The organism is Burkholderia sp. AU32262 (genome assembly GCF_020419985.1).
Lineage (GTDB): Bacteria > Pseudomonadota > Gammaproteobacteria > Burkholderiales > Burkholderiaceae > Burkholderia > Burkholderia semiarida.
Window position 1 is genome coordinate 54,961 of sequence record NZ_JAIZRS010000011.1, and the last position, 23,367, is coordinate 78,327.

Genomic DNA, 23,367 nt, shown 5'->3' on the forward strand with positions numbered 1-23,367 from the left:
GGACAGCATTACAGGAGACCGAAGCCCGCGAGCGCCGACTTCACCTGCGCGATCGACGGGGGCTGCCCCGCCGTGCCGAGATTGACGACGTTCGGCGACCAGTAGCCGCCGGTCCGCCAGGCCGTCGCGAAATTGTACAGTTCGACCGTCGGACGCTTCAGCGCGGCCGCGATGTGAACCAGACCTGTATCAACCCCGACCGTCGCGGCCGCGCCGTCGATCAGCCCGACCACGGCCGGCAGCGACAGCTTCGGCGGCACGATCGCCGCCGCGCCGAATTCCTTCGCGAGCCGCTCGCTGGTCGCGCGTTCCGCGTCGTTGCCCCACGGCAGCACGAGCGACGCGCCGCGCCGCACCAGCGCCTGGCCGAGCTCGATCCATGCGGCGTCCGGCCACTGCTTGTCGGCGCGCGACGTCGCGTGGACGAACACGACGTACGGCACCGGCAGGTTCAGGCCGAGCGCGGCCACCGCGAGCGCCGCCGCGCGCGTGTCGATGCCGAATTCGACCGGATCGGCCGGCGTCGGCGCCGGATCGTCCAGCGCGGCCGCGACGAGCTGCCGCGAGCGCTCGACCACGTGCGTGCGCGGCGCGATCGGCACGCGCTTGCGGTAAAAGAAGCGCACCGGCCATTCGTAGCCGGCGCCGTCGGTGCGGTTGCCGAGCCCGACGAGCGGGCCGCGCGCCCAGCTCGCGACCCATGCCGTCTTGATGAGGCCCTGGCAGTCGATCACGAGGTCGTACTGCTCGGCCGCGAGGCGCCGGCGGAACGCACGGATCTCGCGCCACGTCGCGCCCGAGAACGGCCTCTTGCGCCAGCGGCGCAGCGAGAACGGCAGCACGTTGCGCACGCCGTCGACGAGCCGCACGAGGTCGACGAAGCTTTCCTCGACGAGCCAGTCGATCTGCGCATCGGGGTGGCGGCGCCGGATATCGGCGATCACCGGCATGTTGTGCACGACGTCGCCCAGCGACGACACGCGCACGATCAGGATCTTTTGCACGCTGAAAAAACGCCGGCTGGCAGCCGGCGACGGACATAAAGGGGGGATTTTATCGCGGCCGGACGACCGGACAGACAAAAAGCGGCCGCGCGCCCGGGGCGCGCGCCGCTTTTCGGGATGAACACGGCCGGTGAACGGCCGTCGTACGGGCGGCCCGCCGGCCGCCGGCGCTCAGAACGGCAGCTTGACGTCCGGCTTCGCGGCGGTCAGCACGCGGCGGAAGTCTTCCTGGATACGCTTGAGCCCTTCCTGCGTCTCGGCTTCGAAACGCATCACGACGACCGGCGTCGTATTCGACGAACGCGCGAGGCCGAAGCCGTCCGGGTATTCGACACGCAGGCCGTCGATCGTCACGACTTCCTCGGCGCCCTCGAACTTCGCCTCTTTCTGCAGCTTGTCGATCAGGCGGAAATTCTCGCCTTCGTCGAGCCAGAGCTGCAGTTCGGGCGTGCTCATCGCGTCCGGCAGGCTGTTGAGCAGCGCGCTCGGATCGGCCGTCTTCGCGAGAATCTCGAGCAGGCGCGCGCCGGTGTACAGGCCGTCGTCGAAGCCGTACCAGCGATCCTTGAAGAACACGTGGCCGCTCATTTCGCCGGCGAGCGGCGCACCCGTCTCGCGCAGCTTCGCCTTGACCAGCGAGTGGCCCGTCTTCCACATCAGCGGCTCGCCGCCCTTCGACTTCACCCACTGCGCGAGGTGGCGCGTGCACTTCACGTCGTAGATGATCTGGGCGCCCGGGTTGCGCGACAGCACTTCTTCCGCGAACAGCATCAGCTGGCGGTCCGGATAGATGATCTGGCCGTCCTTCGTGACGACGCCCAGGCGGTCGCCGTCGCCGTCGAACGCGAAGCCGAGTTCCGCATCGGTGTCCTTCAGCGCCTGGATCACGTCCTGCAGGTTTTCCGGGTGGGCGGGATCGGGGTGGTGGTTCGGGAACGTGCCGTCGATGTCGGTGAAGCGCTCGACGAGTTCGCAGCCGAGCGCCTTGAACAGGCGCGTCGCGAGCGGGCCCGCGACGCCGTTGCCGGCGTCGACGACCAGCTTCAGCGGCCGCGCGAGCTTCACGTCGCCGACGATGCGCGCGATGTATTGATCGGCGACGTCGATTTCCTCATACGTGCCGCTGCCCGTCTCGAACCGCTCGTCGACGATGCGGCGGTACAGCGCCTGAATCTGCTCGCCGTAGATCGCGGCGCCGCGCAGCACCATCTTGAAACCGTTGTAGTCGGGCGGGTTGTGGCTGCCCGTGACGACGATGCACGAATCGACGCGGCGCTCGCCGCCCTTCAGCGCGAGCGGCACGTTCGCCGCGAAATAGCCGACCGGCGTCGGCACCATGCCGACGTCGACGACGTCGACACCCGCAGCACGCAGGCCGTCGGCCAGCGCACCGACGAGTTCCGGCCCGGACAGGCGGCCGTCGCGCGCGACGACGACCGCATCGCCGCCCTGCGCACGCACTTCGCTGCCGAATGCGCGGCCGATCCCGCGCGCCGTGTCGACGTCGAGCGTCTTGCCGACCACGCCACGGATGTCATATGCCTTGAAGATGGATTGGGAGATCATCGATTCTCTTCTCTCTCAGTTGCGTGCATGGAAAATTGTCTGGCTTGGCTGGCCGCCTCTCGCCGGTGCCGCGCATGATACATGCGGCCCCGCAAAACAAGGAATGGAACGGCTGGCGCAGTCGCGATCCCACTTATAATCGCGGGTTTCGATGACGCGCATATCGCCCATTTTAATGCCTGGCCGTCCCGCCGCCGCCCACCCGCCGCTTCCGGCCGCCCTGCCCGCGCGCCGCCGCTGCCGCGCATGCTGAAGCGCTTCGGCAACCCCGACGTCGCGAAAGCCGTCGCGAACCTCGTCTGGCTGGGGCTCGAACGGCTCACGCAGATCGGCGTCGCGATCGCGATCAGCGGCCTGCTGGCCCGTTATTTCGGTCCAGATGTGTTCGGCAAATGGCAGTATGCGAATACGCTGCTCCTGGTACTGGCGCCGCTCACCTGGGTGTGCGGCGCGGAAATCCTCGTCCCGACCATCGTCCAGCGCCCGCCCGCCCAGCTCGGCGCGGTGCTCGGCAGCGCGTTCGTGCTGCGCATCGCCGTGTCGGTCGCCGCGCTCGCCGCAACCTGGATCGCGATCGCCGCGGGCGCCTTCGACCCGCTGGTCGGCGCGATGCTCGCGGGCCTCGCGGTCACGATGGTGTTCCGCGAGCCGTTCGTCGGCGTGATCAACGCGTGGCTGCAGAGCATGACCTACAGCAAGCCGCAGCTCGTCGCCAGCATGGTCACCGCGCTCGCCAAGGCGCTGCTCGTATGGCTGCTGGTGCGCGCGGCCGCCGGCCCTGCCCGCTTCGCGTGGCTGTGGGCGCTGGAAGCCGCCGCGATCGGCTTCGCGCTGCTGCTGTACTACCGGCATCGTAACGGCGGCGCGCTCGGCTGGACGTTCGACAGGCCGCTGTTCCGGCACTTTGCGACGGCCGGCACCGTGTTCTGGCTCGGCCTCATCTGCATGTATCTGTTCCTGAAGCTCGACCGCCTGATGCTCGAGCGCCATGTGTCGTTCGCCGATCTCGGCCGCTACTCGGCCGCGCAGCAGCTCAACGAGAACTGGATCACGCTCGCGCTGATGCTCGCGCAGACCATCGCGCCCGCCTTCGTCTACCGCGTGCAGGACGTCGCGCGGCTGCGCCGCAACATCGTCCGGCTGATCGCGATGACGGCCGGCCTGATGACGGCCGGCGCGCTCGTGCTCGACGCCGCCGCCCCGCTGATCGTCGGCAAGGTGTTCGGCCGCGGCTACGAGGCGTCGGTCGACATCTTCCGCTGGGCCGTGTGGCTGTCCGTGCCGGCCGGCATCGAGGCGATAGGCAATCTTATCGTTCTCAAATATCAAGCAAAATTCGTGTTGCTCACGAAATGGCTGCTCGCGCTGGCGATCGCCGCGCTCGTGAACCTGTTCGCGATCCCGCGGCTCGGCCTGTACGGCGCGCTCGTCGGGCTGGCGGCCGGCTACCTGGCTGCTGCCGCCGTCAACTTTTATTACATCCGTTTCAAGCTGCGAACATGACGCCCTCCGATAGCCCGCCCCCGCTCGACGACGTGGCCGTGCTGATGCCGGCCTACAACGGGCACGACGACGTCGTCCGGACCCTCGCGTCGTTTCGCGAGGACGCGCGCGTGCACGTGCTGATCGTCGACGACGGCAGCACGCCGCCGATCGTCGCGCCCGACCTGCCGGGCCTCGCGATCGACGTGCTGCGCATGCCGCAAAACGGCGGCATCGAACGCGCGCTGGCGGCCGGCATCGACGCGCTCGCCGCGCGCGGCTTCCGCTACGCGGCCCGCATCGACGCGGGCGATCTCGCCGCGCCGCGGCGCCTCGCGAAAGAGCGCGCGTATCTCGGCGCCCACCCGCGCGTCGCCTGCGTCGGCATGTGGACGCAGGTCGTGTCGCGCGCCGGCGAGCCGCGCTTCATGCTCACGCCGCCCACCGATCCGCGCACGCTGCGCCGCACGCGCTTCCTGCGCTCGCCGCTCGTGCATCCGTCGGTCATGTTGCGCATCGACGCCGTGCGCGAAGTGGGCAACTATCGGGCCAAGTACCGCGCGGCCGAGGATCTCGATCTTTTTTTACGGTTAATGCAACGCTACGATTGCGCGAACCTGCCGGAACTCGGCCTGTACTACGAGCTTAACGAGGGCGGGATCAGCGCGACCAAGCGCCGGCGCCAACTGGTGTCGACGCTCACGCTGCTGCTGCGCCACTTCAACGTGCTGAACCCGTACGACTGGGCCGGCCTCGCCAAGAACCTGCTGCACTTCGTGACGCCGTACCGTACGCTGCAGCGCATCAAGCAGACGCTGTTCGCCGCGCGGCCGTCCGCCTGACGCGCATCCGGCCCGTTCGGCAATTTCGACGCTTTATTTTTTCTTTTTTTCATGTCCGCCACCTCCCCGCTGCGCATCGCGCTCGTCTGCAACACGGCCTGGGCGATCCATACGTATCGCCACGGGCTGATCCGTGCGCTCGTCGCGCGCGGCGCCGAGGTCATCGTGATCGCGCCGCACGACCGCACGGTGCCGTTGCTCGAACAGATGGGCTGTCGCTACGTCGCGCTCGCGGTCGCGTCGAAAGGCACGAGCCCGCGCGAGGATCTCGGCACGCTCGCCGCGCTCGCGCGCCACTACCGCGCGCTGCGGCCCGACCTCGTGTTCCATTACACGATCAAGCCGAACATCTACGGCTCGGTGGCCGCATGGCTCGCGCGCGTGCCGTCGATCGCGGTGACGACGGGCCTCGGCTACGTGTTCATCCAGAAGAGCCGCGCGGCGAGCATCGCGAAGCGCCTGTACCGGTTCGCGTTCCGCTTCCCGCGCGAGGTGTGGTTCCTGAACCGCGACGATCTCGCGACCTTCACCGACGAGCGCTTGCTCGCGCATCCCGAGCGCGCGCGGCTGCTGCACGGCGAAGGCGTCGATCTCGACCAGTTCTCGCCCGTGCCGCTGCCGGGCGGCGACGCGCCCGTCTTCATCCTGATCGGCCGGCTGCTGTGGGACAAGGGCGTGCGTGAATACGTGGAAGCCGCGCGTGTCGTGCGCGAGCGCTTTCCGAACGTGCGCTTCCAGTTGCTCGGGCCGCTCGGCGTCGACAATCCAAGCGCGATCGGTCGCGCGGACGTCGACGCGTGGGTCGGCGAAGGCATCGTCGAGTATCTCGGCGAAGCGCACGACGTGCGCCCGCACATCGCGGCGGCCGACTGCGTCGTGCTGCCGTCGTACCGCGAAGGCGTGCCGCGCACGCTGATGGAGGCATCGGCGATGGGCCGCCCGATCGTCGCGACCGACGTGCCGGGCTGCCGTGACGTCGTCGCCGACGGCGAAACGGGGTTCCTGTGCCGCGTGCGCGACAGCGGAAGCCTCGCGGAACAATTGATTCGCATGATCGCGCTCGGGCCGCAAGGCCGCGCGGCGATGGGCGCACGCGGCCGACACAAGGTCGCGGCGGAATTCGACGAACAGCAGGTCGTCGAACGCTACAGGGAGACCATCCATTCGTTGACGGGATTCACACTCTGAAGGAGCGCATCAGCAATGACCGCTAAAGGCACCATCCTCGTTACCGGCGGCGCGGGCTATATCGGCTCGCATACGGCCGTCGAGCTGCTCGACAACGGCTACGACGTCGTGATCGTCGACAACCTCGTGAACAGCAAGGCTGAATCGGTGCGGCGCATCGAGCGGATCACGGGCAAGACGCCCGCGTTCCACCAGGTCGACGTGTGCGACGAAGCCGCGCTCGCGAAGGTGTTCGACGCGCACCCGATCACCGGCACGATTCATTTCGCGGCGCTCAAGGCCGTCGGCGAATCGGTCGCGAAGCCGCTCGAGTACTACCAGAACAACATCGGCGGCCTGCTCGCCGTGCTCAAGGTCATGCGCGAGCGCAACGTCCGGCAGTTCGTGTTCAGCTCGTCGGCGACCGTGTACGGCGTGCCCGAGCGCTCGCCGATCGACGAATCGTTCCCGCTGTCCGCGACGAACCCGTACGGCCAGTCGAAGCTGATCGCCGAGCAGATCCTGCGCGATCTCGAAGTCTCGGACCCGTCGTGGCGGATCGCCACGCTGCGCTACTTCAACCCGGTCGGCGCGCACGCGAGCGGGCTGATCGGCGAGGATCCGGCCGGCATCCCGAACAACCTGATGCCGTACGTCGCGCAGGTCGCGGTCGGCAAGCTGGAAAAGCTGCGCGTGTTCGGCTCCGACTACCCGACGCCGGACGGCACCGGTGTGCGCGACTACATCCACGTCGTCGATCTCGCGAAGGGGCACATCGCCGCGCTCGATGCGCTGGCCACCCGCGACGCGAGCTTCGTCGTGAACCTCGGCACCGGCCAGGGCTACAGCGTGCTGGAAGTCGTACGTGCGTTCGAGAAGGCATCGGGCCGCCCGGTGCCGTACGAACTCGTCGCGCGCCGCCCGGGCGACATCGCCGAATGCTATGCGAACCCGCAGGCCGCGGCCGACATCATCGGCTGGCGTGCGACGCTCGGCATCGAGGAAATGTGCGCCGACCACTGGCGATGGCAGGAGGGGAACCCGCGCGGTTTTGTATAATCCGCTGTCCATTTTTCGAGCGATCCCATGCTCAGCTTCGCGTCCGGCTTCATCGTCTCCTTGCTCGTCACGCTGTTCATCGTGCGCTACGCGCACCTTCACGAGAAATTCTCGATCGACAGCGACCTGGCCGGCGTGCAGAAATTCCACGTGCGGCCCGTGCCGCGAGTGGGGGGCATCGGGATCCTCGCCGGGGTCGTGATTGCCGCACTTGTCGTGTCGCGACGCTACCCGACGATCGCCGGCAGCATTCTCGGGATCGTCGCCTGCGGGCTGCCGGCGTTCCTGTCCGGCCTCGTCGAGGACCTGACCAAGCGCGTGTCGCCGCGCGCGCGGCTGCTGTGCACGATGGGCGCGGCCGCGCTGGCGTTCTGGCTGCTCGGTATCGCGGTCAAGCGCATCAGCGTGCCGCCGCTCGATTTCCTGCTCGGCTACGTGGCCATCTCGGCGTTCATCACCGTGCTCGCGGTCGCGGCGCTCGCGAACGCGATCAACATCATCGACGGCTTCAACGGGCTCGCGTCGATGGTCAGCTTCATGATGTTCGCGTCGCTCGCGTATGTCGCGTTCCACGTCAACGACCCGGTCGTGATGTCGGCGTCGATCATCATGATGGGCGCCGTGCTCGGCTTCTTCCTGTGGAATTTCCCGGCCGGGCTGATCTTTCTCGGCGACGGCGGCGCGTATTTCATCGGCTTCATGCTCGCGGAGCTCGCGATCATGCTGGTGATGCGCAACCGCGAGGTGTCCGCGTGGTATCCGGTGCTGCTGTTCATGTATCCGATCTTCGAGACCTGCTTCTCGATCTACCGGAAGAAGTTCATCCGCGGGATGTCGCCGGGGATTCCGGACGGCGTGCATCTGCATATGCTCGTGTACAAGCGGCTGATGCGGTGGGCCGTGGGGACGAAGCACGCGCACGATCTGACGCGGCGGAATTCGCTTACGTCACCTTATCTGTGGCTGCTGTGCCTCGTTGCGGTGATTCCGGCGACGCTGTTCTGGCGGCATACCGTGCATCTGTTCGTTTTTGTCGTGGTGTTCGCGCTGACTTATGTGTGGCTTTATCTCAGTATCGTCAGGTTCAGGGCGCCGCGGTGGATGGTGGTGAGGAAGACGCGGCAAGGCCGCTGAACGGTCGAACCGCCTAGCCGCTCACGGCCAGACATGAAAAAGCGCCTCGCGGGGCGCTTTTCTTTTGGCGGAAACGGCTGCTGCGCCGGCGCGAGCGCAGCTATCAGCGGTTCGACGCGACCCGCACACTCTTCAGTGCCGGCACGGCGGCTGTTTGGTACTCGGGCACCCAACGCCGCAGATCGCGCCGCACTTCGTCGTCGGACAGCACGCGGTGCTGCATCAACCACGGCAGCAGCGCGTCAAGGAAATTGTCGGGCACTTCACGTGCTCGCGCGATCCGCAATTTCGGGTGCGGCGTGCGCGTCGTCGCCTCGTCGTCCGCAAGCAGTTCCTCGTAGAGCTTCTCACCCGGCCGCAGCCCGGTGAATTCAATGCGGATCTGTTCTTCCGAGAACCCGTACAGGCGAATCAGGTCGCACGCGAGATCGACGATCTTCACCGGTTCGCCCATGTCGAGAATGAAAATCTCGCCGCCACGCCCCATGCTCGACGCCTGCAGCACAAGCTGCGACGCTTCCGGGATCGTCATGAAGAAACGCGTGATTTCCGGGTGCGTGACCGTCACCGGGCCACCCTTCGCGATCTGCTGCTGGAACTTCGGGATCACACTGCCCGCACTGCCGAGCACGTTGCCGAAGCGCACCGTCTCGAACTGCGTACGCCCGCTCGTCTGCTGCAACGCCTGGCAGGCCATTTCCGCGAGGCGCTTGCTCGCGCCCATCACGTTGGTCGGATTGACGGCCTTGTCGGTCGAGATCAGCACGAAGTGACGCACATCATGGCGAATCGCCGCGCGGGCCACCCGGTAAGTGCCGAGCACGTTGTTGCGCAGCGCCTGCCACGCGTTGTGCTCCTCCATCAGCGGCACGTGCTTGTAGGCGGCCGCGTGGAACACGATGTGCGGTGCGTGGCGCGACATCACCTGGTCGAGCAGCAGCGAATCCTTGGCATCGCCGATAATCGGCACCACGGGCAGATCGGGGAAGCGCTCGCGCAATTCCTCGGTCAGCCGGTACATCGCGTATTCGGACAGGTCGAACGCGACCAATTGGGCAGGCGCGAAGCGCAGGATCTGCCGGCACAGCTCGGAACCGATCGAGCCGCCCGCGCCCGTCACCATCACGACGCGTCCACGCAGCAGCGCCTCGACGTGCGGCGTATCGATAGTTACGGCGTCGCGACCGAGCAGATCCTCGAGATCGATGTTCCGGACCTGCGACAGGAACCCTTGTCCTGGCATCAACGCAGTCAGCGACGGCAGCACCATCGCCTTGATGCCGGCACGCACGCATAGCGTCGCGACGCGGCGCTGTGTTTCGACCGAGGCCGACGGAATCGCGATGATCGCGTATTCCACCTTCAGCGCGTCGGTCCAATGCTTCAGGTCGTTGAACGAGCCGAGTACCTTGTAGCCGTAGATTTCGCGGCCCTGCTTCGTGACGTCGTCGTCGAGCAGGCCCACCAGGCGCCATTCGCCGGAACGCGACAGCTCGCGCGCAAGGCTCGCGCCGGCCGTGCCGGCGCCAAGCACCAACACCGGCTTGCCCTTGCCGACGAGCCCGCCATACAGGTAGTACTCCTTCGTCGCTCGATAGAGCGCCCGTGCGCCGCCCATCGCCAGGAACAGCATTAGCGGCGACACGAGCAGCACCGAGCGCGGGATGATCGGCTGCGGCTGGAACATCACGGCGCCGATCATCACTATCACGCCACCGCCGACCACTGCCTTCGAGATTCGAACGAGGTCGGGGAGGCTCGCGAATACCCAAAGGCCGCGATAGAGGCCGAACACGAGGAACATCAGTGCGTAGACGGGCAGCACCCAGACGAGCGCCATCAACGCGCCGCCCATGAAATCGGACGGAACGCTGCCGTTGAACCGGACGAGATAAGCGAACAACCACGCGGTGGTGACCGCCGTCAGGTCAAACAGGAAAGCGCTCAGCGAAAGCCATGATGCTTTGGATCGCAACATCGGCGGGAAACCTCAAGAGTTATTTTCGGCGGCCGACTGAAACCGGCGCCAACGCATGTCGATCACCAATCCGATACATGCCAGGACGCCGTACCACGCGAAGAACGACAGCCACTGCTGCAATTCCGGGCGGCCCTTTGCCCACGCGGCGACGATTATGCCTGCAAGCATGATGAGGTACCAATAAAGAGCAGTCCGGCGGTGACCTACGCCCGCACGGACCATCCGTTGATAATAGTGCTCCCGGTGCGCTTGCCAGAACTTTTCGCCACGTAACAGACGTCTCAAAAGTGTTACAGATGCGTCGGCAATAAAGGGAGCGAACACCAGCGCCGGAAACCAGACTGGCCATACGCCCGCGCGCCAGCCCCAGTAGCCGAGCGCTCCGGCCAGAAATCCGAGGGGAATCGACCCGGCGTCGCCAAGAAACAGCCGGGCCGGGTGGAAATTCAGCAGCAGGAAGCCAAGAGCGGCGCCGGAAACAGCCGATCCAGCCACGACCAGATCCGGGGATGGCATCGGGGCGGTGAGCGCCGCGACCGCGTACGCGCCGAAGCCGAATAGCGCCATGCCGCCCGCGAGGCCGTCGGCGCCGTCCATGAAGTTGTACAGGTTCGTCAGCCAGACCATCACGAAGCCGATGCCGACCAGCAGCCACCACGGTGCCTGGGCCGGAAACATGGCGATCAGCGCGATGACCGCCGCGAGGTGCGCCGAGAACCGCACGCGGGCGGGGAGCCCACGCCGGTCGTCGATCTGCGACATCGCGGCAAGGCCGGCCACGGCGGCGGCGATCAGCCACAAGTGCGGCGCCAGCGCGAGCAATGCGACGACGCAGACCGGTACGATGCCCCATCCGCCGACGCGCGGCGTCGGCCGCGTATGGAGCGAACGGTCGTTCGGAATATCGGTGGCAAGACGCCATGCAAGGCCGGTCGCGAGCAGCATGCGTAGAATGGACGTCGATGCGATGGCAGCGGCCAGCGCCACCGCGGCCGCTTCGGGCCACGTTGATATCGGGTAATGCATATCGACTATTGTTGGGTATCGCGCGAACAATACCATGCGGCGGTCGCTTCGAGGCCCTGTCTTGTCGTATATGGGGGATGCCAGCCGAGCACGCGCGTGATCCGGCCCGTATCCAGTTGGAGGCTGCCGGTCAGGCGGTCGATCGCCGCGCGGCGGCCGGTCAGCGTACCGAGCGCGCGTAGTACGGGGGACGGGACGGGGATCAAGCGGGCCGGCTTGCCGAGCGCATCGCCGACCAGACGCAGCAGGCCCGTGACCGACGGCGCATCGTCGTCGGCAACGTGGAAGCATTCGCCGGCCGCGCGCGGATCAATCGCGCATCGGAGCAGTGCGTCGGCAAGGTTGTCGACGTAGACGATGCTGCGGCGTGCAGCGATGGAGCCGAGCGGCAGCGGTATCCCGCGCGCAACCGCCTCCATCATGCGTAGGAAGTTCGCACGGACCGCCGGACCGTAGACCAGGGGTGGCCGAACGATCACGACGTCGAGCCCATTCGACCCGCCGAATTGCGCAAGTTCGCGCTCTGCGCGCAGCTTCGAGCGGCCGTAGGCGTCCTGCGGATCGGGACTCACCGCTTCCGACAACGGCGCGCCACCGTCACTCTCACCGACTGCCTTGATGCTGCTTGCGTAGACGATGCGGCGCACGCCGTGCTGGCACGAGGCTTTGGCGAGACGCAAGGTACCGGCGACGTTGGTCGCGTCGAACGCGGCGTCGGGATTCGGTGACTCGTCGCGCATCACGTGCACACGGGCCGCGAGATGGATCACGCAATCGGCTACAAGATCCGTTGGCCATCCTTCGTCGAGGCCATCGAAATCGGCGGCGTCGTGCACCCATTCGCGCACGCCTTCGATGCCCCCCCCCGGGCGCCTCACCAACGCGGTCACCGTGTGCCCAGCCTCCAGCGCGCGGCGGCAGACCGCGCGACCGACGAAGCCGTTTGCCCCGGTGACGACGAGATGGATCACCACAACCTCCAGCCGAAACGGTTGTAGAACTTGAAGGCCGACGCGGCAAACATGCGGATGTGTGCGAAACCCTTGCGGGACGCGCCGCCGCCGTGGTGAATCACACGGACCGATGGAACGTAGGCCACGCGTGCGACGTCGTGGGTGCGCAGGCTCAAGTCGTAGTCCTCGAAGTAGAGGAAATAGCGCGGATCGAAACCGCCCAGCTTCTTCAGCACTTCCGTGCGGAACAGCATGAAGCAGCCGCTGACGATGGGTGGATCCCAGACGATATCGCAGTCGTTGATTACGTCGCGCATTTCGTAATGGGCAAGGCGCCGCTGGAACCACTCCCGCCACGCTACCGGCATGAACCCACGCACTGCGAGGTCCACCAAGCTCGGAAAGCGTCGACAAAGGTGTTGCAATGCGCCGTGCTCATCACCGATACGGGGCGCAAGCAAACCTACCTCGGGGTTGTCGTCAAGAAAAGCTATCGCGTCAGCTAGTGCGTGTGGCTCGATGTCAACATCCGGATTGAGGACGAGATGATATCGACTGCTAACGCTTTGTAAGACGATGTCGTGACCACGACCGTAGCCGACATTTCCATGTCCGCTTACGACTGCCACGTCGGCGCCGGCCGCATGTAGTGACTGGACCGCACTTCCGACGTCCGGTAGTCCGCCGTTGTCGACCAAGAAAATTGTCGTCCCATCCAGTCCTCTCTCATCGTTCAGGGTCGAGATCGCACACCTCAGTGTGTCAAGAGTCCTGATCAGAGCCGCAACGTCCGGCCGAAATACGACGACAGAAATCGAAAGTCGTGCGCCACCACTCCGTGCGTTGCCTGTCACCGCCCATGCCCTTGAATTTGGTACTTGACCATCCGGTTCACATCCCCCAAAAGCGGTAAGTGTGAGCATAAGACACCATATTGGCAAGCGATGATCTGGACACCGGTTACGGTTACTTACACTGCCATTCCTACCGCTTGCTAGACTTCCGGGACCCCAAGAAAGGGCATCGGAAACACCGATGTGCGTTAACATTGCGGTAGCTCCCCAACCGCAGCAATGAAGCACCATCCGTATACTTCCAGCATACCGCCGAGCCCCGCGCGCTCGACGCGACACTAGCGGGCCAGCACAGCGCGGCCTTGAGCGGGCGAACGAACATCCGTACGACGACGCTACCAACGCTGTCGCGCAATGGCCCCTGTATGACCCCACGTACCGCCCCTGTCGGCAGAGAAAGATCTATGAGTCAACCAAAATTCCGCGTACTCTTGCTTGACACGAAATATCGCAACCCAAACCATTACATTTGTCTCGCGATTTTTCATGCCTTGCAGCGACACCCGGATGTCGAATTCGTCGCCAAAGTAGACCCGATCGATGCCGCCGCAACCGCAACGCGTCAAAAATGTGACCTGTTCATTGCGTTCGATGGCGAAGAACTTCGCAAGGACCTGTGTGCGACACTCGCAACCATTTGCGGTCGCTCCGTGCTCTGGGTTACAGAAGACCCGTACGAGCTTCCAATCAATCTGAGAAACGCAGAGTTGTTCGATGTTGTGTTTACGAACGATTCGTCCAGTGTTTCAGCCTACGGAAATCGTGGTCGGCATCTACCGCTGGCCGGCGCGTTGGAATTTCATTCGCTGCCGGTTCTCCCACTGCAGCAAGAACTGCGCTACCACATGTTTTTTGCGGGAACCGCCTGGCCCAACCGAAGCCAGTTCCTGCGCTCGGTTCTCAAGCAGCTGCCTGATGATTGGAAATTTAAACTTGCGCTTCCAACCAATCCCTTTCTACCACCGCACGGGATTGACTTACCGCCAAGCGCACTATCCTGGCGCACATCACCTTCAGATTTCGCCCGGTTTGCAAATCGAAGTGCAATTACTTTGATGTTGCCGCGCGTCTTTACCGCGTCCGGTGGTCGGGAATTTGCGGAGACTCCCCCCCCTCGCTTGTTCGAGGCCGCCCTGGCCGGCTCGGTTCAGATCATTCACGATTCGTTGACAGAGGCTAAAACCTTCTTTACCCCGGGGAAGGAACTTATCTTCTTTTCGGACGAGCACGATTTCATCGAAAAAGCGAAGCGAATAATAGACGATCGCGCTTATCGCAACGAAATTGCGGAAGCCGCTCGCGCGAAGGCCACAGAATTGCATACGTATGACCGGCGTGTCGATACCATTCTAACTGCAGCATCGGAGATTCACTCCGCTGCCTCCACCCCAGTCACGCCTGATCGAAGAACAGTTTTATTCGTCACGCATAATGTAATCGGAAGCAAAAATTTTGGTGGCGTCGAAGTATATCTTGATCGCCTTCGCCACGCCCTAAAAAACAACTATCGGATATTGTTCTATATCCCGGATAATCGAACTGGGCGGTCCGCCCAGCTTCTATCCGAAACATACGAAGCACTTGAAACTATAAATTTCTCTCGCACATACGGCACTGACCTGCTTAGATGCGCAGAAAGGGAAAACGCGTTCCGAAATATACTAAGCAAATACCACGTAGATCTCGTTCATTTCCATCATTTTATCGGTCATCCTCCATCACTTACCTTCGTGCCGCGCGTGCTAGGGATCTCGAGCGCGTTCACTGCTCACGATTTCTACGGCGCCTGCCATGAATTCAATCTATTGTCGTTCAAGCAGACGTTCTGCGGCGCGCCAGACATCCCTTTATCACAATGTGACGTCTGCCTGTGGCAAAAACATCATATCGCACCGGGTTCCCAAGCACTTCGACGCAGTTTCTGGAACGACACATTAAGTCGTGTCGACATGCTGGTGTTCAACACGAGCCACAGCAAGAACATATACGAGCGCATCTATCCGTCAGTCAGACTTCACTCCAACGTGCAGGTGCTTCCCATACCTATACCTGACTCTACGGCAACTACCGCGACCCACAACCATACAAAATCGACGCCTCTGAAGATAGCGTGGCTCGGCAACATCACGCATCAGAAAGGTGGAGACGTCTTGTCGCGTGCTCTTCCACTACTCGCACGCGCACCCGTGGAACTGCACTTGTTTGGTCGAATTGATCCACAGTACGCCGATCTTGCCGACCGTGCCCGCTATCCGAACGTCGTTGTTCACGGAGGCTACCGGTACGACGCTATGCCCGCAGCATTGAAGGACTGCGATGTGTCACTGCACCTATCGATCTGGCCCGAGACTTATTGTCTTACGCTGTCGGAAGCACTTCAGATCGGCCTCGTTCCAATCGTCGCGAACATTGGAGCGCTCGGTGAACGTATAGATCATGGCGTGAACGGACTGAAGATCGCTCCCAATAGCGAAGGAGATCTGATCGATGCGATCCACGCCCTCATTGATTCGCCGTCGATGCTTTCGAAGTACCGATCGAATATCTCCCCGGCGCTATATGCTCAAATTTCGGATCACGTAACTTCTCTGAACGATACCTATTCGAGGTTATTGCAAAATCGCTCTCGTGGCGCGCCACAATTCGAGGCGGAATTGAATCTCGCAGATACAGGAATCGCGCCTCACCCATTCAGTTGGCACCATGGGACACAGTTTTTGCCGCTTGGGGCAAAGGTGTTCTCTGGTGCAATACGGAAGGCGCATAAACTGGCTGCCTTCTACAAGATTCACGGCGTACGTCCAACGCTACGCATCATTGCAAATAGAATTCGGGTACCGAGGTAAAAATGAAAGTGCTAATTGCGGGAGCATCGCCCGACGCAGTCAACAACAATGCGATCCTCAGAGGATACGTTGCAAACGGCTTTCGCGCTCTCGAAAACGTCGCCGATGTAACCGCTTGCTCGCTTGAGAGCGCCACGTTGGTTGCGCAGGCCACATCGCCAGATCTGATCTTAGTATTCGGATCTTGCATGCCTTCAGAAGCGTACTATCTTCCGTTAAAGCAAGCTGCAATGAATGTCGATGCCACAATGGCATTCTGGCTTCATGACGATCCCTATGAATTCGATCATGCAGCAAAAATTACATCGCTAGCCGATATAGTTTTTTCCAACGACAAATGGACATCCACACACTACCAGCATCCGCATGTCGTGCATCTTCCACTCGCAGCAGATTGCGAGGCCCATTTTCGAGATTTTAAAACCGAAAAGACACGCGATTTATTTTTTTGCGGAGTTGCGTTCAACAATCGAATTCAACTCCTGAGGGACTGCGCACCCTATTTCGGCAACATCAATGTCGAGATATTTGGCGACGGCTGGCCGCAAGATTTGAGTTTCACTTCGAATCAGCGGATACCCAACAATATTCTTCCGGATATGTATGCATCATCGCTTGTTACACTGAACGTCGGCAGGCGACATAATTTAGCAAACGAACGTTTCAACCTAGATGCCTCAACCCCGGGACCGCGAACATTTGAAGCTGCTGCAGCCGGCACAGTACAGTGTATGTTCGTCGAAGGTCTCGAAATCAGCGACTATTACGATGAGGCACACGGAGAAATCCTCCTATTTGATTCGCCGGTAGAGTTACGTCAGCATTGGGAAATGCTGAAAGACGATCCCATCACCGCGGAAAAAATTGCCCTGGCCGCACAAGCACGCACTCGGCGAGACCATACATATAAGAACCGCGCACAGACTATTCTCGATTCGATTAAAAAACTTTAAACCGTTTAATTTCCTCTTTGCCAAACTTGCATTTGACAAAGAGGAAAAATATCCAATCGACTCAAAGAGGCGACACGACAAACGCAGGCATTTGGGCACGCTCCGCGCGAACGGTGAGAAAAGTCTCCGCAACATCTAGAGCTTCTGCGATGGTGACATCCATATCAAGATAGCGATAGGTGCCCAATCTACCAACAAACGTGACGTTACGCTCAGCCTCGGCCAGATCAACATAGTCGCGCAACATTACCTTATCTTCAACCAAACGGATCGGGTAGTACGGTATATCACCTGGCTGACATTGACTACTAAACTCCTTGAATACGATAGTTTCTTCGTGATCTTCCCAAGGAGTGAAATGCTTGTGTTCAGTAATGCGCGTATACGGAACATTTTCCTCCGGATAGCTCATCACCGCACAGCCTTGAAAGTCTCCCGTATCATAAATTGGCTCGAACCTCAATGTTCGATACGCGAGATGTCCCAACTTATGTTCAAACCAACTGTCCAATGGTCCACTGAAAAATACATGATCATATTTTGACGTCGATGCGCGATCGAAGTTACAGTTCAAATGGACGTCAATATTCTCATGATCAAGAATACGCTCGACCATGAGCGTATAACCCTCGATCGGCATTCCTTGAAAACGATGACCGAAGTAATTGTCATCGTAACTAAATCGGACCGGCAATCGCTTCAAAACAGATGCCGGCAACTCGCTCGGCGGTAGACCCCATTGCTTGATCGGATAGCCCCGAAAAAACGCATGATACAAGTCTTTTCCAAGAAAACGCAAAGCCTGGTCCTCAAAGCTTCGTACCTCAGAAATTGACTTCTCTGCATTCTGCTCGATAAAGTCCCTCGCCTCTTTCGGATTAAATGTTTTCCCGAAAAATTGATTGATTGTGTGCAAATTTATCGGAAGTCCATAAACGCGACCACCGGTTGTCGCCTTCACTCGACAAATGTACGGTGCAAACTCCGCAAATCGATTTACATATTTCCAGACTTCCTCATTGTCAGTATGGAAAATATGAGGGCCGTGGACATGAACCATCACTCCGGTGCGCGCATCCCGCTCGGTATGGCAGTTACCGGCCACATGATTACGCGACTCTACCACCGTAATCTTCATTCCTTTTTCGGCCAATTCGCGGGCGATCACCGCGCCAGACAAGCCCGCACCGACAATAAGTATCTTTTCCATATCAATTCTTCCACCGTTGATCCAATGTCGTGGCTAGCGGAAAGATTGCGCGGCGAACAAAGCCAGGCAATCGCCTCCACACTGCCGAAGCAACCCGTCGCCTCAAGGTATTGCTACGCAAAGACAAGGGTGCTGTCGAAGAACTTAGCTTCAGCAAGCGATCTTCGTACCAAAGCGTCATTCTCAGATAAAACCAGTAATACTGCGCAAACTCAGAGCTCGGATCATTCCACGGCTTAACCGCTCCTGCATAATGTAGCATGGAAGGGCTCTTTCGCGATTCGAGGTACGCGTTGTAGATGTCGACCGGTAGCGCACTTCCATGGCCTGGCGGCAGGCTCACGCTATTCCAATTTAGGTCAAGAAATTTGATATCACCGACGAGATATTTATTCAGGATATCCTGATCAAGGAACCAATATCGATTGCGCCGAAGATCAGAAATCATTTTCTGACACAAGCGACTTTCACGAAGCTGCTCAAGATTAAACAAAATTAAGCCGGCTTGAAAGTAGTCGCGGTACTGCTCCTTCATTCCGACCACATCAGACAAGTACTTCGCAGTCGGATAGCCTCCTGTCTCCGCCATTGAACGAACCCCCATCGCAACAAACGACGCCATGATGATGTCCTTTACCGCGGCGGCTGACTTGCCATCAAGCTCAGTGTCGAAAATTTTGGCAACGTCATCGATCACTACAGCGTCGGTATCGAGAAATAGGATCTTATTGCGATTGTAGACGATCTCAGGCAACGCAAGCCGATAGAACGTAGCTCGCGTGAAGTACATATGAGCATCGATGTCGAGAAACTGCATCGACATATCGATAAACGAAATCTTCGCATGTGGATGCAACCGTTCGAGCGCGCGAAGACCTCGACGCTCAAGCTCTGTCATCCCTCCATCAAGAATCAGAAAATCGATGAACCTATCGTGCGCCGCATTCGAAAAAACCGAAGCAACGAGCGCAGCCATATGAGCAACATAGTGCGAGTCTGTAGCCGCGACAACCGACACCGGCTTGAGATCCGTGACTGGCAACGGCGGACATGATGCAATCGGAGATGTATCTTTTACAAACACACGACGCAAGTACTTAATCTTTAAATCCTTGTCGTCTGCTGATTTCTTGGAGACGAAGACGCCAACCATGCGCTCTGCGATATACCCAATGACGCGACGCTCAGCCGGGCCATAATTTGAAACATCGATACGCTTCTCCAGCTCAGCGAGCAACGGAAAAAGCCAAGCGGAATACTCCTCGAATATCTCACGCTTAAAAATGAACATATTAGTGAATAAACCCGACTCCGAGCCCATCACTTTCTTGAAGTGCCCATAATACTCTGGGCATGTTTCATAAATTATCTCGCCAGCCAGATCAAGATCTTTGATGTGATGAAATGTGGCGTCACGATATTGATCGTAAATTGTCGTAGCGCCGCAGCCTGCGACGTTCCAGGGCTCAGGCAAAATCATGTCAACATCGTCCACACAGCGCTCGATATCATGATCGGTCAGACCATATTTGGCGAGCACTTCCGCAGACAGACGATCTTCAATGACGAGCCCACTTGAGTCTACAATTCGATCAATTCGCTCCGGAAAGAAATCAAAGAAACGACGATAATGAACAAATCCAATATAATCCGATTCTTTGTCGTTTTTCCAGACCCAATATTGCCCCGTCAATTCACAGTACGACGCATTTTTGCCGGAAATATTTTCGCCAATATTGTCTTTCAGCATCGGCAAATCGTGCTTCGATATCGCACATCCGGTCTGAATCGGCTTCATCACCCCACTCTTCACCATGTAAGCAGGGTTGAAGTAATTTATATAAAGAGAAATTTTCATTAAGGTAGCTCTTGACTCAGCATGGTCAGCATTTTGATACTTCTTCGCGCGCGGCAATAACGTTCACTGACCACGGGCCCACGTCAAAGTGGCCTCGATCCCACTCCTGACATCAACTTCAGGTCGCCAATTTAGTTTACTGACAGCCTTTCCAATATCGAGAACATTGACAGGAACATCCACACTTCTCGATGCCTGGTATTTCACCTCAAACGGCAATTCAAAATCGTTACGCAGAATCTCCACTATTTGATTCAGAGAAAGACCCACGCCCGACCCGATATTGAATATTTCATTTTCCGCATCACTCTCTGCAGCAGCTACGACGGCTCTCACCACGTCATCTATATATATATAATCGCGAACAACAGATCCATCCCCCCCAGATCTCGATCGGGACATTATTGACAATTTTTCCAATGAAGTTTGCAATTGCCCCTTGATTATAATTCAGGCGCTGACCAACTCCATACGGATTTGCAAGACGAATAACATTGTAACGCAATCCGTAAATTTTACTATATAGATGCAAATAGTACTCAACTGCCTTTTTTACAATTCCGTATGAACAAGTCGGAAAACCATGTTGATTTTCCGAAATCGGCACACTCGGCACCGTTCCGTAGACGGTACCTCCTGACGAAATGTAAACAAATCGCCGAATTTGCTTAGGCGAGAGCGCGTCAAGCAACGAGACAGTCCCGATTAAATTGGTCTCGATATCGAATACGATCTTCTCGTTCGACAGCGCGGGCCCAACGCTAGATGCGAGATGAAAGCACACGTCGATCTCTCCACCGCATTGCGCAATTACGTCCGGTGCATAGTAGGGCCCGTTGATCAAAGTCAACCTGTCCATCGGCAGCTCCACACACGGTGCAGCACCCTCCAAGTCGACAACGGTAACGTTCCAGCCCTTGTCGAGAAGGTGGCGTGTCAAATGGGAACCGATGAAACCGAATCCCCCAGTGATTAATGCTCTCATCTTTCTAAATCCACCAGATTTTCGATATTGCAGTGCATCGCCGCATGGCCGTGAGCGAAGCCCGGTGCTACTTGCTTTTACTACGAAGTGCCAAACACTGTCTCGATCAAGGCATAGTCTGCCGCGAACCTGTCTCGAATACGTCCAACGAGCTCCGCGTCGCGAAACTGTGACGATGCCGGGAACTGGCCGCAAATTTCTTTGAACCCGAGGAACACTTCACCGTTTACGTCCAGCACATTGCCGCCAATGCGTATGTCTGACTTAGTTGCGTGGGGTGCGTAAGTCCTGAGTTTGATCTCTCCCAACAGCGGATGGCCGCTCCATTGTTCCTGCAGCGTCTCCATCCAGAGCCAGATCGTCGGCTGTTCGGTCAAGAACGCCGACTGACTACGCCAATGTGGGTCAAGTTGATCGTCTGGGAAAGCGCATAGATGCGTTACAAATTCGCGGAATGTGATCGACGACGTCGATGATGGCCGCGGCTTCCCTCTTTGCGCCCGCCAGATGTATTCGACGAGTTCGTGGACGAACAATTCGTCCGGCAAGATTTCCGTAAACTTGTTCAAGTATGCGGAAACAACCCGCTCAAAAGGATCTCGCAGAACAGCGAGACACGGCCACTCGTGAGCGTCCGGCGAAGCGTCGGCGAACGGTTCCCCGACGTGATGCGGGTTCCTTCCTTGAGTTTTCGAGAAACCCAGGCTATTAATGACCGTCGAGCACGCATTCTTGGGGATACGAATGAATCTAAGCTTGTGGTCATCGAAATACATCATCGTCATATTTGCACTACCGACTATGCCCCTACCGGTTCTTCGTGAGAGACGCGCCGAGTCCGACCGCTCCCCTTTTGCCACGAACGACATCGATGCGTGGTAACTCAGACCTGTGCCTCATATTCTTGAAGCACTTCCTCCACGGCTCCGAATCGATGGACGCGGCCTCTTTCCATCCATAACACCTTATTACATACGCGGCGAATTTCGGTGTTCGAGTGCATTGCTAGCACTACAATCTCCGCGCGACCGTGGAGGTCTTGCAGACGTGTCTTCGCCTTTTGCATAAACGATGCATCGCCGACCCCCATGACTTCGTCGAGCAACAGGATTTCCGCATCGACCGCCGTAGACACCGCAAATGCCAGGCGAACCCTCATTCCGCTCGAGTACGTTCGAATCGGCAAATCTAGGTAGTCGCCGAGCTCACAGAAATCGGCAATTTCTTCTTGCTTTGCCTTGATTTCGGCATCCGACATACCGAGCAACAATCCCCGGAGACGAATATTCTGGAGGCCAGTGGAATTCTCATCCATCCCAAGGCTGATATCCAGCAGTGGCACGACCTTTCCGCTTCGTTGCACTTCGCCTGTCGTGGGTGTGTAGATCCCAGCCATCGTACGCAACAAAGTCGATTTTCCTGCCCCGTTATGACCGATTAGTCCAACTCGGTCCCCGCTCTCGAACCGCATCGAAACGCTATCAAGGGCTCGAACGACGATCACTCCATCGTTGTCCTCAGCAATAGTATTCCGTCGCCCCATTCGCATCACCTTTTTCTTTAGTGACCGACCTTGGAGATCGTAGATGGGTAAGTCCAGTGTCGCGTTTTTGAGTTCGATATAAGCCACTTTCCACCCCTCAAATCCAGTACGGGATACGCTTCAGATATCGCCCTGTCAGCATCAACGCGAGGGGCCAACCGACCAGAGCCATCCCACCAACAACGATCCATGTAGTCGCTCCCGGTATCTCACCGATCAACGGTGCACGAACGATATCGACCAGATAGGCAAGGGGATTCCATTCCACGATGAATGAAAACCGATTTAACGAAGTCGGCTTGAAGATGATCGGTGTCACATAGAATGCCACTTGCAGCAAGGCACCGATGATCTGAGGTAGGTCCCGAAATCGAGCAGACAAAAGCCCGGCGACCATTGCGATCCAGACCGCGTTCAGAACATAAAGACTGAACGCGGGAACAAAAAAGATCAACGATACCCAATCCCTCACCCCGAAAACAACGAGCAGGACGAGAATGATGACAAAGTTGTGAGTCAGCACCACTAGATTCCGCCAAACCACCTGCAAAACGAAAATGATTTTTGCAGTTGGGGTCTGACGGATATAAGAGCCGCTGTTGATGTACGATAGACTTCCCTCTTGAACCACTTGCGAAAAAAAACCCCACATGACAATACTTGTCGCAAGGAAAGGCAGATAGTCGCTCATCTTTTGACCGAAAAGCGTGCCGTACACGACGCCCAAGGAGCCAACCATCACCCCCATGCTGATGGTGAGCCAGAACGGCCCCACCCGTGAGCGAGCATATCGCTGACGAATTTCGAGCCACCCCAGCAACATCCAGAGCCGCCAAGATGCCAAGCTCTGACGCAAGTCAATTAGTGCACTATTGAACATAAGAACCATCAATCAAAATCAGAA

Annotated in this window: 20 protein-coding genes; 7 read left to right on the plus strand and 13 right to left on the minus strand. The window is 59.3% G+C overall.

What is annotated here, in order from left to right:
* Positions 1-8: 8 nt before the first annotated feature.
* Together waaC and LGN10_RS15255 are read right to left on the minus strand one after the other, a co-directional pair.
* Entirely contained in the window at positions 9-1,004 is a 996-nt protein-coding gene (gene waaC, locus LGN10_RS15250; protein WP_226224119.1) for a lipopolysaccharide heptosyltransferase I, read from the minus strand.
* A 171-nt stretch (positions 1,005-1,175) separates the two neighbouring features.
* Complete coding sequence (locus LGN10_RS15255) at positions 1,176-2,570, minus strand: phosphomannomutase/phosphoglucomutase (RefSeq protein ID WP_059574184.1); 1,395 nt, start codon at positions 2,568-2,570, stop codon at positions 1,176-1,178.
* Positions 2,571-2,816: 246 nt separating this feature from the next.
* On the opposite strand from LGN10_RS15255, the gene LGN10_RS15260 reads away from it, so the two are divergent.
* Genes LGN10_RS15260 through LGN10_RS15280 form a run of 5 tightly spaced genes read left to right on the plus strand, consistent with a single transcriptional unit; the run spans position 2,817 to position 8,254 of the window.
* Positions 2,817-4,073, plus strand: a complete 1,257-nt coding sequence (locus LGN10_RS15260; RefSeq protein ID WP_059641920.1) for a lipopolysaccharide biosynthesis protein — start codon at positions 2,817-2,819, stop codon at positions 4,071-4,073.
* Positions 4,070-4,894, plus strand: coding sequence for a glycosyltransferase (locus tag LGN10_RS15265; RefSeq protein ID WP_059641923.1), 825 nt, complete (start codon positions 4,070-4,072; stop codon positions 4,892-4,894). The genes LGN10_RS15260 and LGN10_RS15265 overlap by 4 nt, the downstream gene beginning before the upstream one ends.
* 51 nt (positions 4,895-4,945) lie before the next feature.
* Positions 4,946-6,082: a glycosyltransferase family 4 protein gene (locus LGN10_RS15270; protein WP_226224120.1), complete on the plus strand. Its 1,137-nt coding sequence runs from the start codon at positions 4,946-4,948 to the stop codon at positions 6,080-6,082.
* A gap of 15 nt (positions 6,083-6,097) precedes the next feature.
* On the plus strand, positions 6,098-7,120 hold the full coding sequence (gene galE, locus LGN10_RS15275) for a UDP-glucose 4-epimerase GalE (RefSeq protein ID WP_099316135.1): 1,023 nt from the start codon (positions 6,098-6,100) through the stop codon (positions 7,118-7,120).
* Positions 7,121-7,147: 27 nt separating this feature from the next.
* A complete protein-coding gene (locus LGN10_RS15280; protein WP_226224122.1) occupies positions 7,148-8,254 on the plus strand; it encodes an MraY family glycosyltransferase in 1,107 nt (368 codons plus the stop codon).
* Between the two features lie 103 nt (positions 8,255-8,357).
* Here LGN10_RS15280 and LGN10_RS15285 read toward each other — a convergent pair whose 3' ends face one another.
* The 4 genes from LGN10_RS15285 to LGN10_RS15300 are packed head-to-tail and all read right to left on the minus strand — an operon-like array spanning position 8,358 to position 13,068.
* The gene (locus LGN10_RS15285) at positions 8,358-10,232 is read right to left on the minus strand and encodes a polysaccharide biosynthesis protein (RefSeq protein ID WP_226224124.1); all 1,875 of its coding nucleotides are present in this window, start codon (positions 10,230-10,232) and stop codon (positions 8,358-8,360) included.
* A gap of 12 nt (positions 10,233-10,244) precedes the next feature.
* The gene (locus LGN10_RS15290; RefSeq protein ID WP_226224126.1) at positions 10,245-11,261 is read right to left on the minus strand and encodes an MraY family glycosyltransferase; all 1,017 of its coding nucleotides are present in this window, start codon (positions 11,259-11,261) and stop codon (positions 10,245-10,247) included.
* 5 nt (positions 11,262-11,266) lie between these two features.
* Positions 11,267-12,232 (minus strand): UDP-glucose 4-epimerase family protein, encoded by a 966-nt coding sequence (locus LGN10_RS15295; protein ID WP_226224128.1) that lies wholly within the window; start codon positions 12,230-12,232, stop codon positions 11,267-11,269.
* Entirely contained in the window at positions 12,229-13,068 is an 840-nt protein-coding gene (locus LGN10_RS15300; protein ID WP_226224130.1) for a glycosyltransferase, read from the minus strand. Before LGN10_RS15300 ends, LGN10_RS15295 begins: the two co-directional genes overlap by 4 nt.
* Positions 13,069-13,472: 404 nt before the next feature.
* On the opposite strand from LGN10_RS15300, the gene LGN10_RS15305 reads away from it, so the two are divergent.
* The gene (locus LGN10_RS15305) at positions 13,473-15,914 is read left to right on the plus strand and encodes a glycosyltransferase (RefSeq protein WP_226224132.1); all 2,442 of its coding nucleotides are present in this window, start codon (positions 13,473-13,475) and stop codon (positions 15,912-15,914) included.
* Between the two features lie 2 nt (positions 15,915-15,916).
* Positions 15,917-16,867: a glycosyltransferase gene (locus tag LGN10_RS15310; protein WP_226224134.1), complete on the plus strand. Its 951-nt coding sequence runs from the start codon at positions 15,917-15,919 to the stop codon at positions 16,865-16,867.
* A gap of 61 nt (positions 16,868-16,928) precedes the next feature.
* On the opposite strand, the gene glf is transcribed toward LGN10_RS15310, so the two are convergent.
* The 7 genes from glf to LGN10_RS15340 all read right to left on the minus strand — a co-directional run bounded on the left by glf (position 16,929) and on the right by LGN10_RS15340 (position 23,343).
* On the minus strand, positions 16,929-18,077 hold the full coding sequence (gene glf, locus LGN10_RS15315; RefSeq protein ID WP_264163162.1) for a UDP-galactopyranose mutase: 1,149 nt from the start codon (positions 18,075-18,077) through the stop codon (positions 16,929-16,931).
* A gap of 1 nt (position 18,078) precedes the next feature.
* Positions 18,079-19,935, minus strand: coding sequence for a DUF4422 domain-containing protein (locus tag LGN10_RS15320; protein ID WP_226224136.1), 1,857 nt, complete (start codon positions 19,933-19,935; stop codon positions 18,079-18,081).
* 63 nt (positions 19,936-19,998) lie between these two features.
* Positions 19,999-20,271 (minus strand): hypothetical protein, encoded by a 273-nt coding sequence (locus LGN10_RS33520; RefSeq protein WP_319001236.1) that lies wholly within the window; start codon positions 20,269-20,271, stop codon positions 19,999-20,001.
* A 4-nt stretch (positions 20,272-20,275) separates the two neighbouring features.
* Entirely contained in the window at positions 20,276-20,920 is a 645-nt protein-coding gene (locus LGN10_RS15325) for an NAD-dependent epimerase/dehydratase family protein (protein WP_264163164.1), read from the minus strand.
* Positions 20,921-21,000: 80 nt separating this feature from the next.
* Positions 21,001-21,699 (minus strand): sulfotransferase family 2 domain-containing protein, encoded by a 699-nt coding sequence (locus tag LGN10_RS15330; RefSeq protein ID WP_226224138.1) that lies wholly within the window; start codon positions 21,697-21,699, stop codon positions 21,001-21,003.
* Between the two features lie 104 nt (positions 21,700-21,803).
* Entirely contained in the window at positions 21,804-22,550 is a 747-nt protein-coding gene (locus LGN10_RS15335; protein ID WP_226224140.1) for an ABC transporter ATP-binding protein, read from the minus strand.
* Positions 22,551-22,560: 10 nt separating this feature from the next.
* On the minus strand, positions 22,561-23,343 hold the full coding sequence (locus LGN10_RS15340) for an ABC transporter permease (protein WP_226224142.1): 783 nt from the start codon (positions 23,341-23,343) through the stop codon (positions 22,561-22,563).
* Positions 23,344-23,367 lie beyond the last annotated feature (24 nt).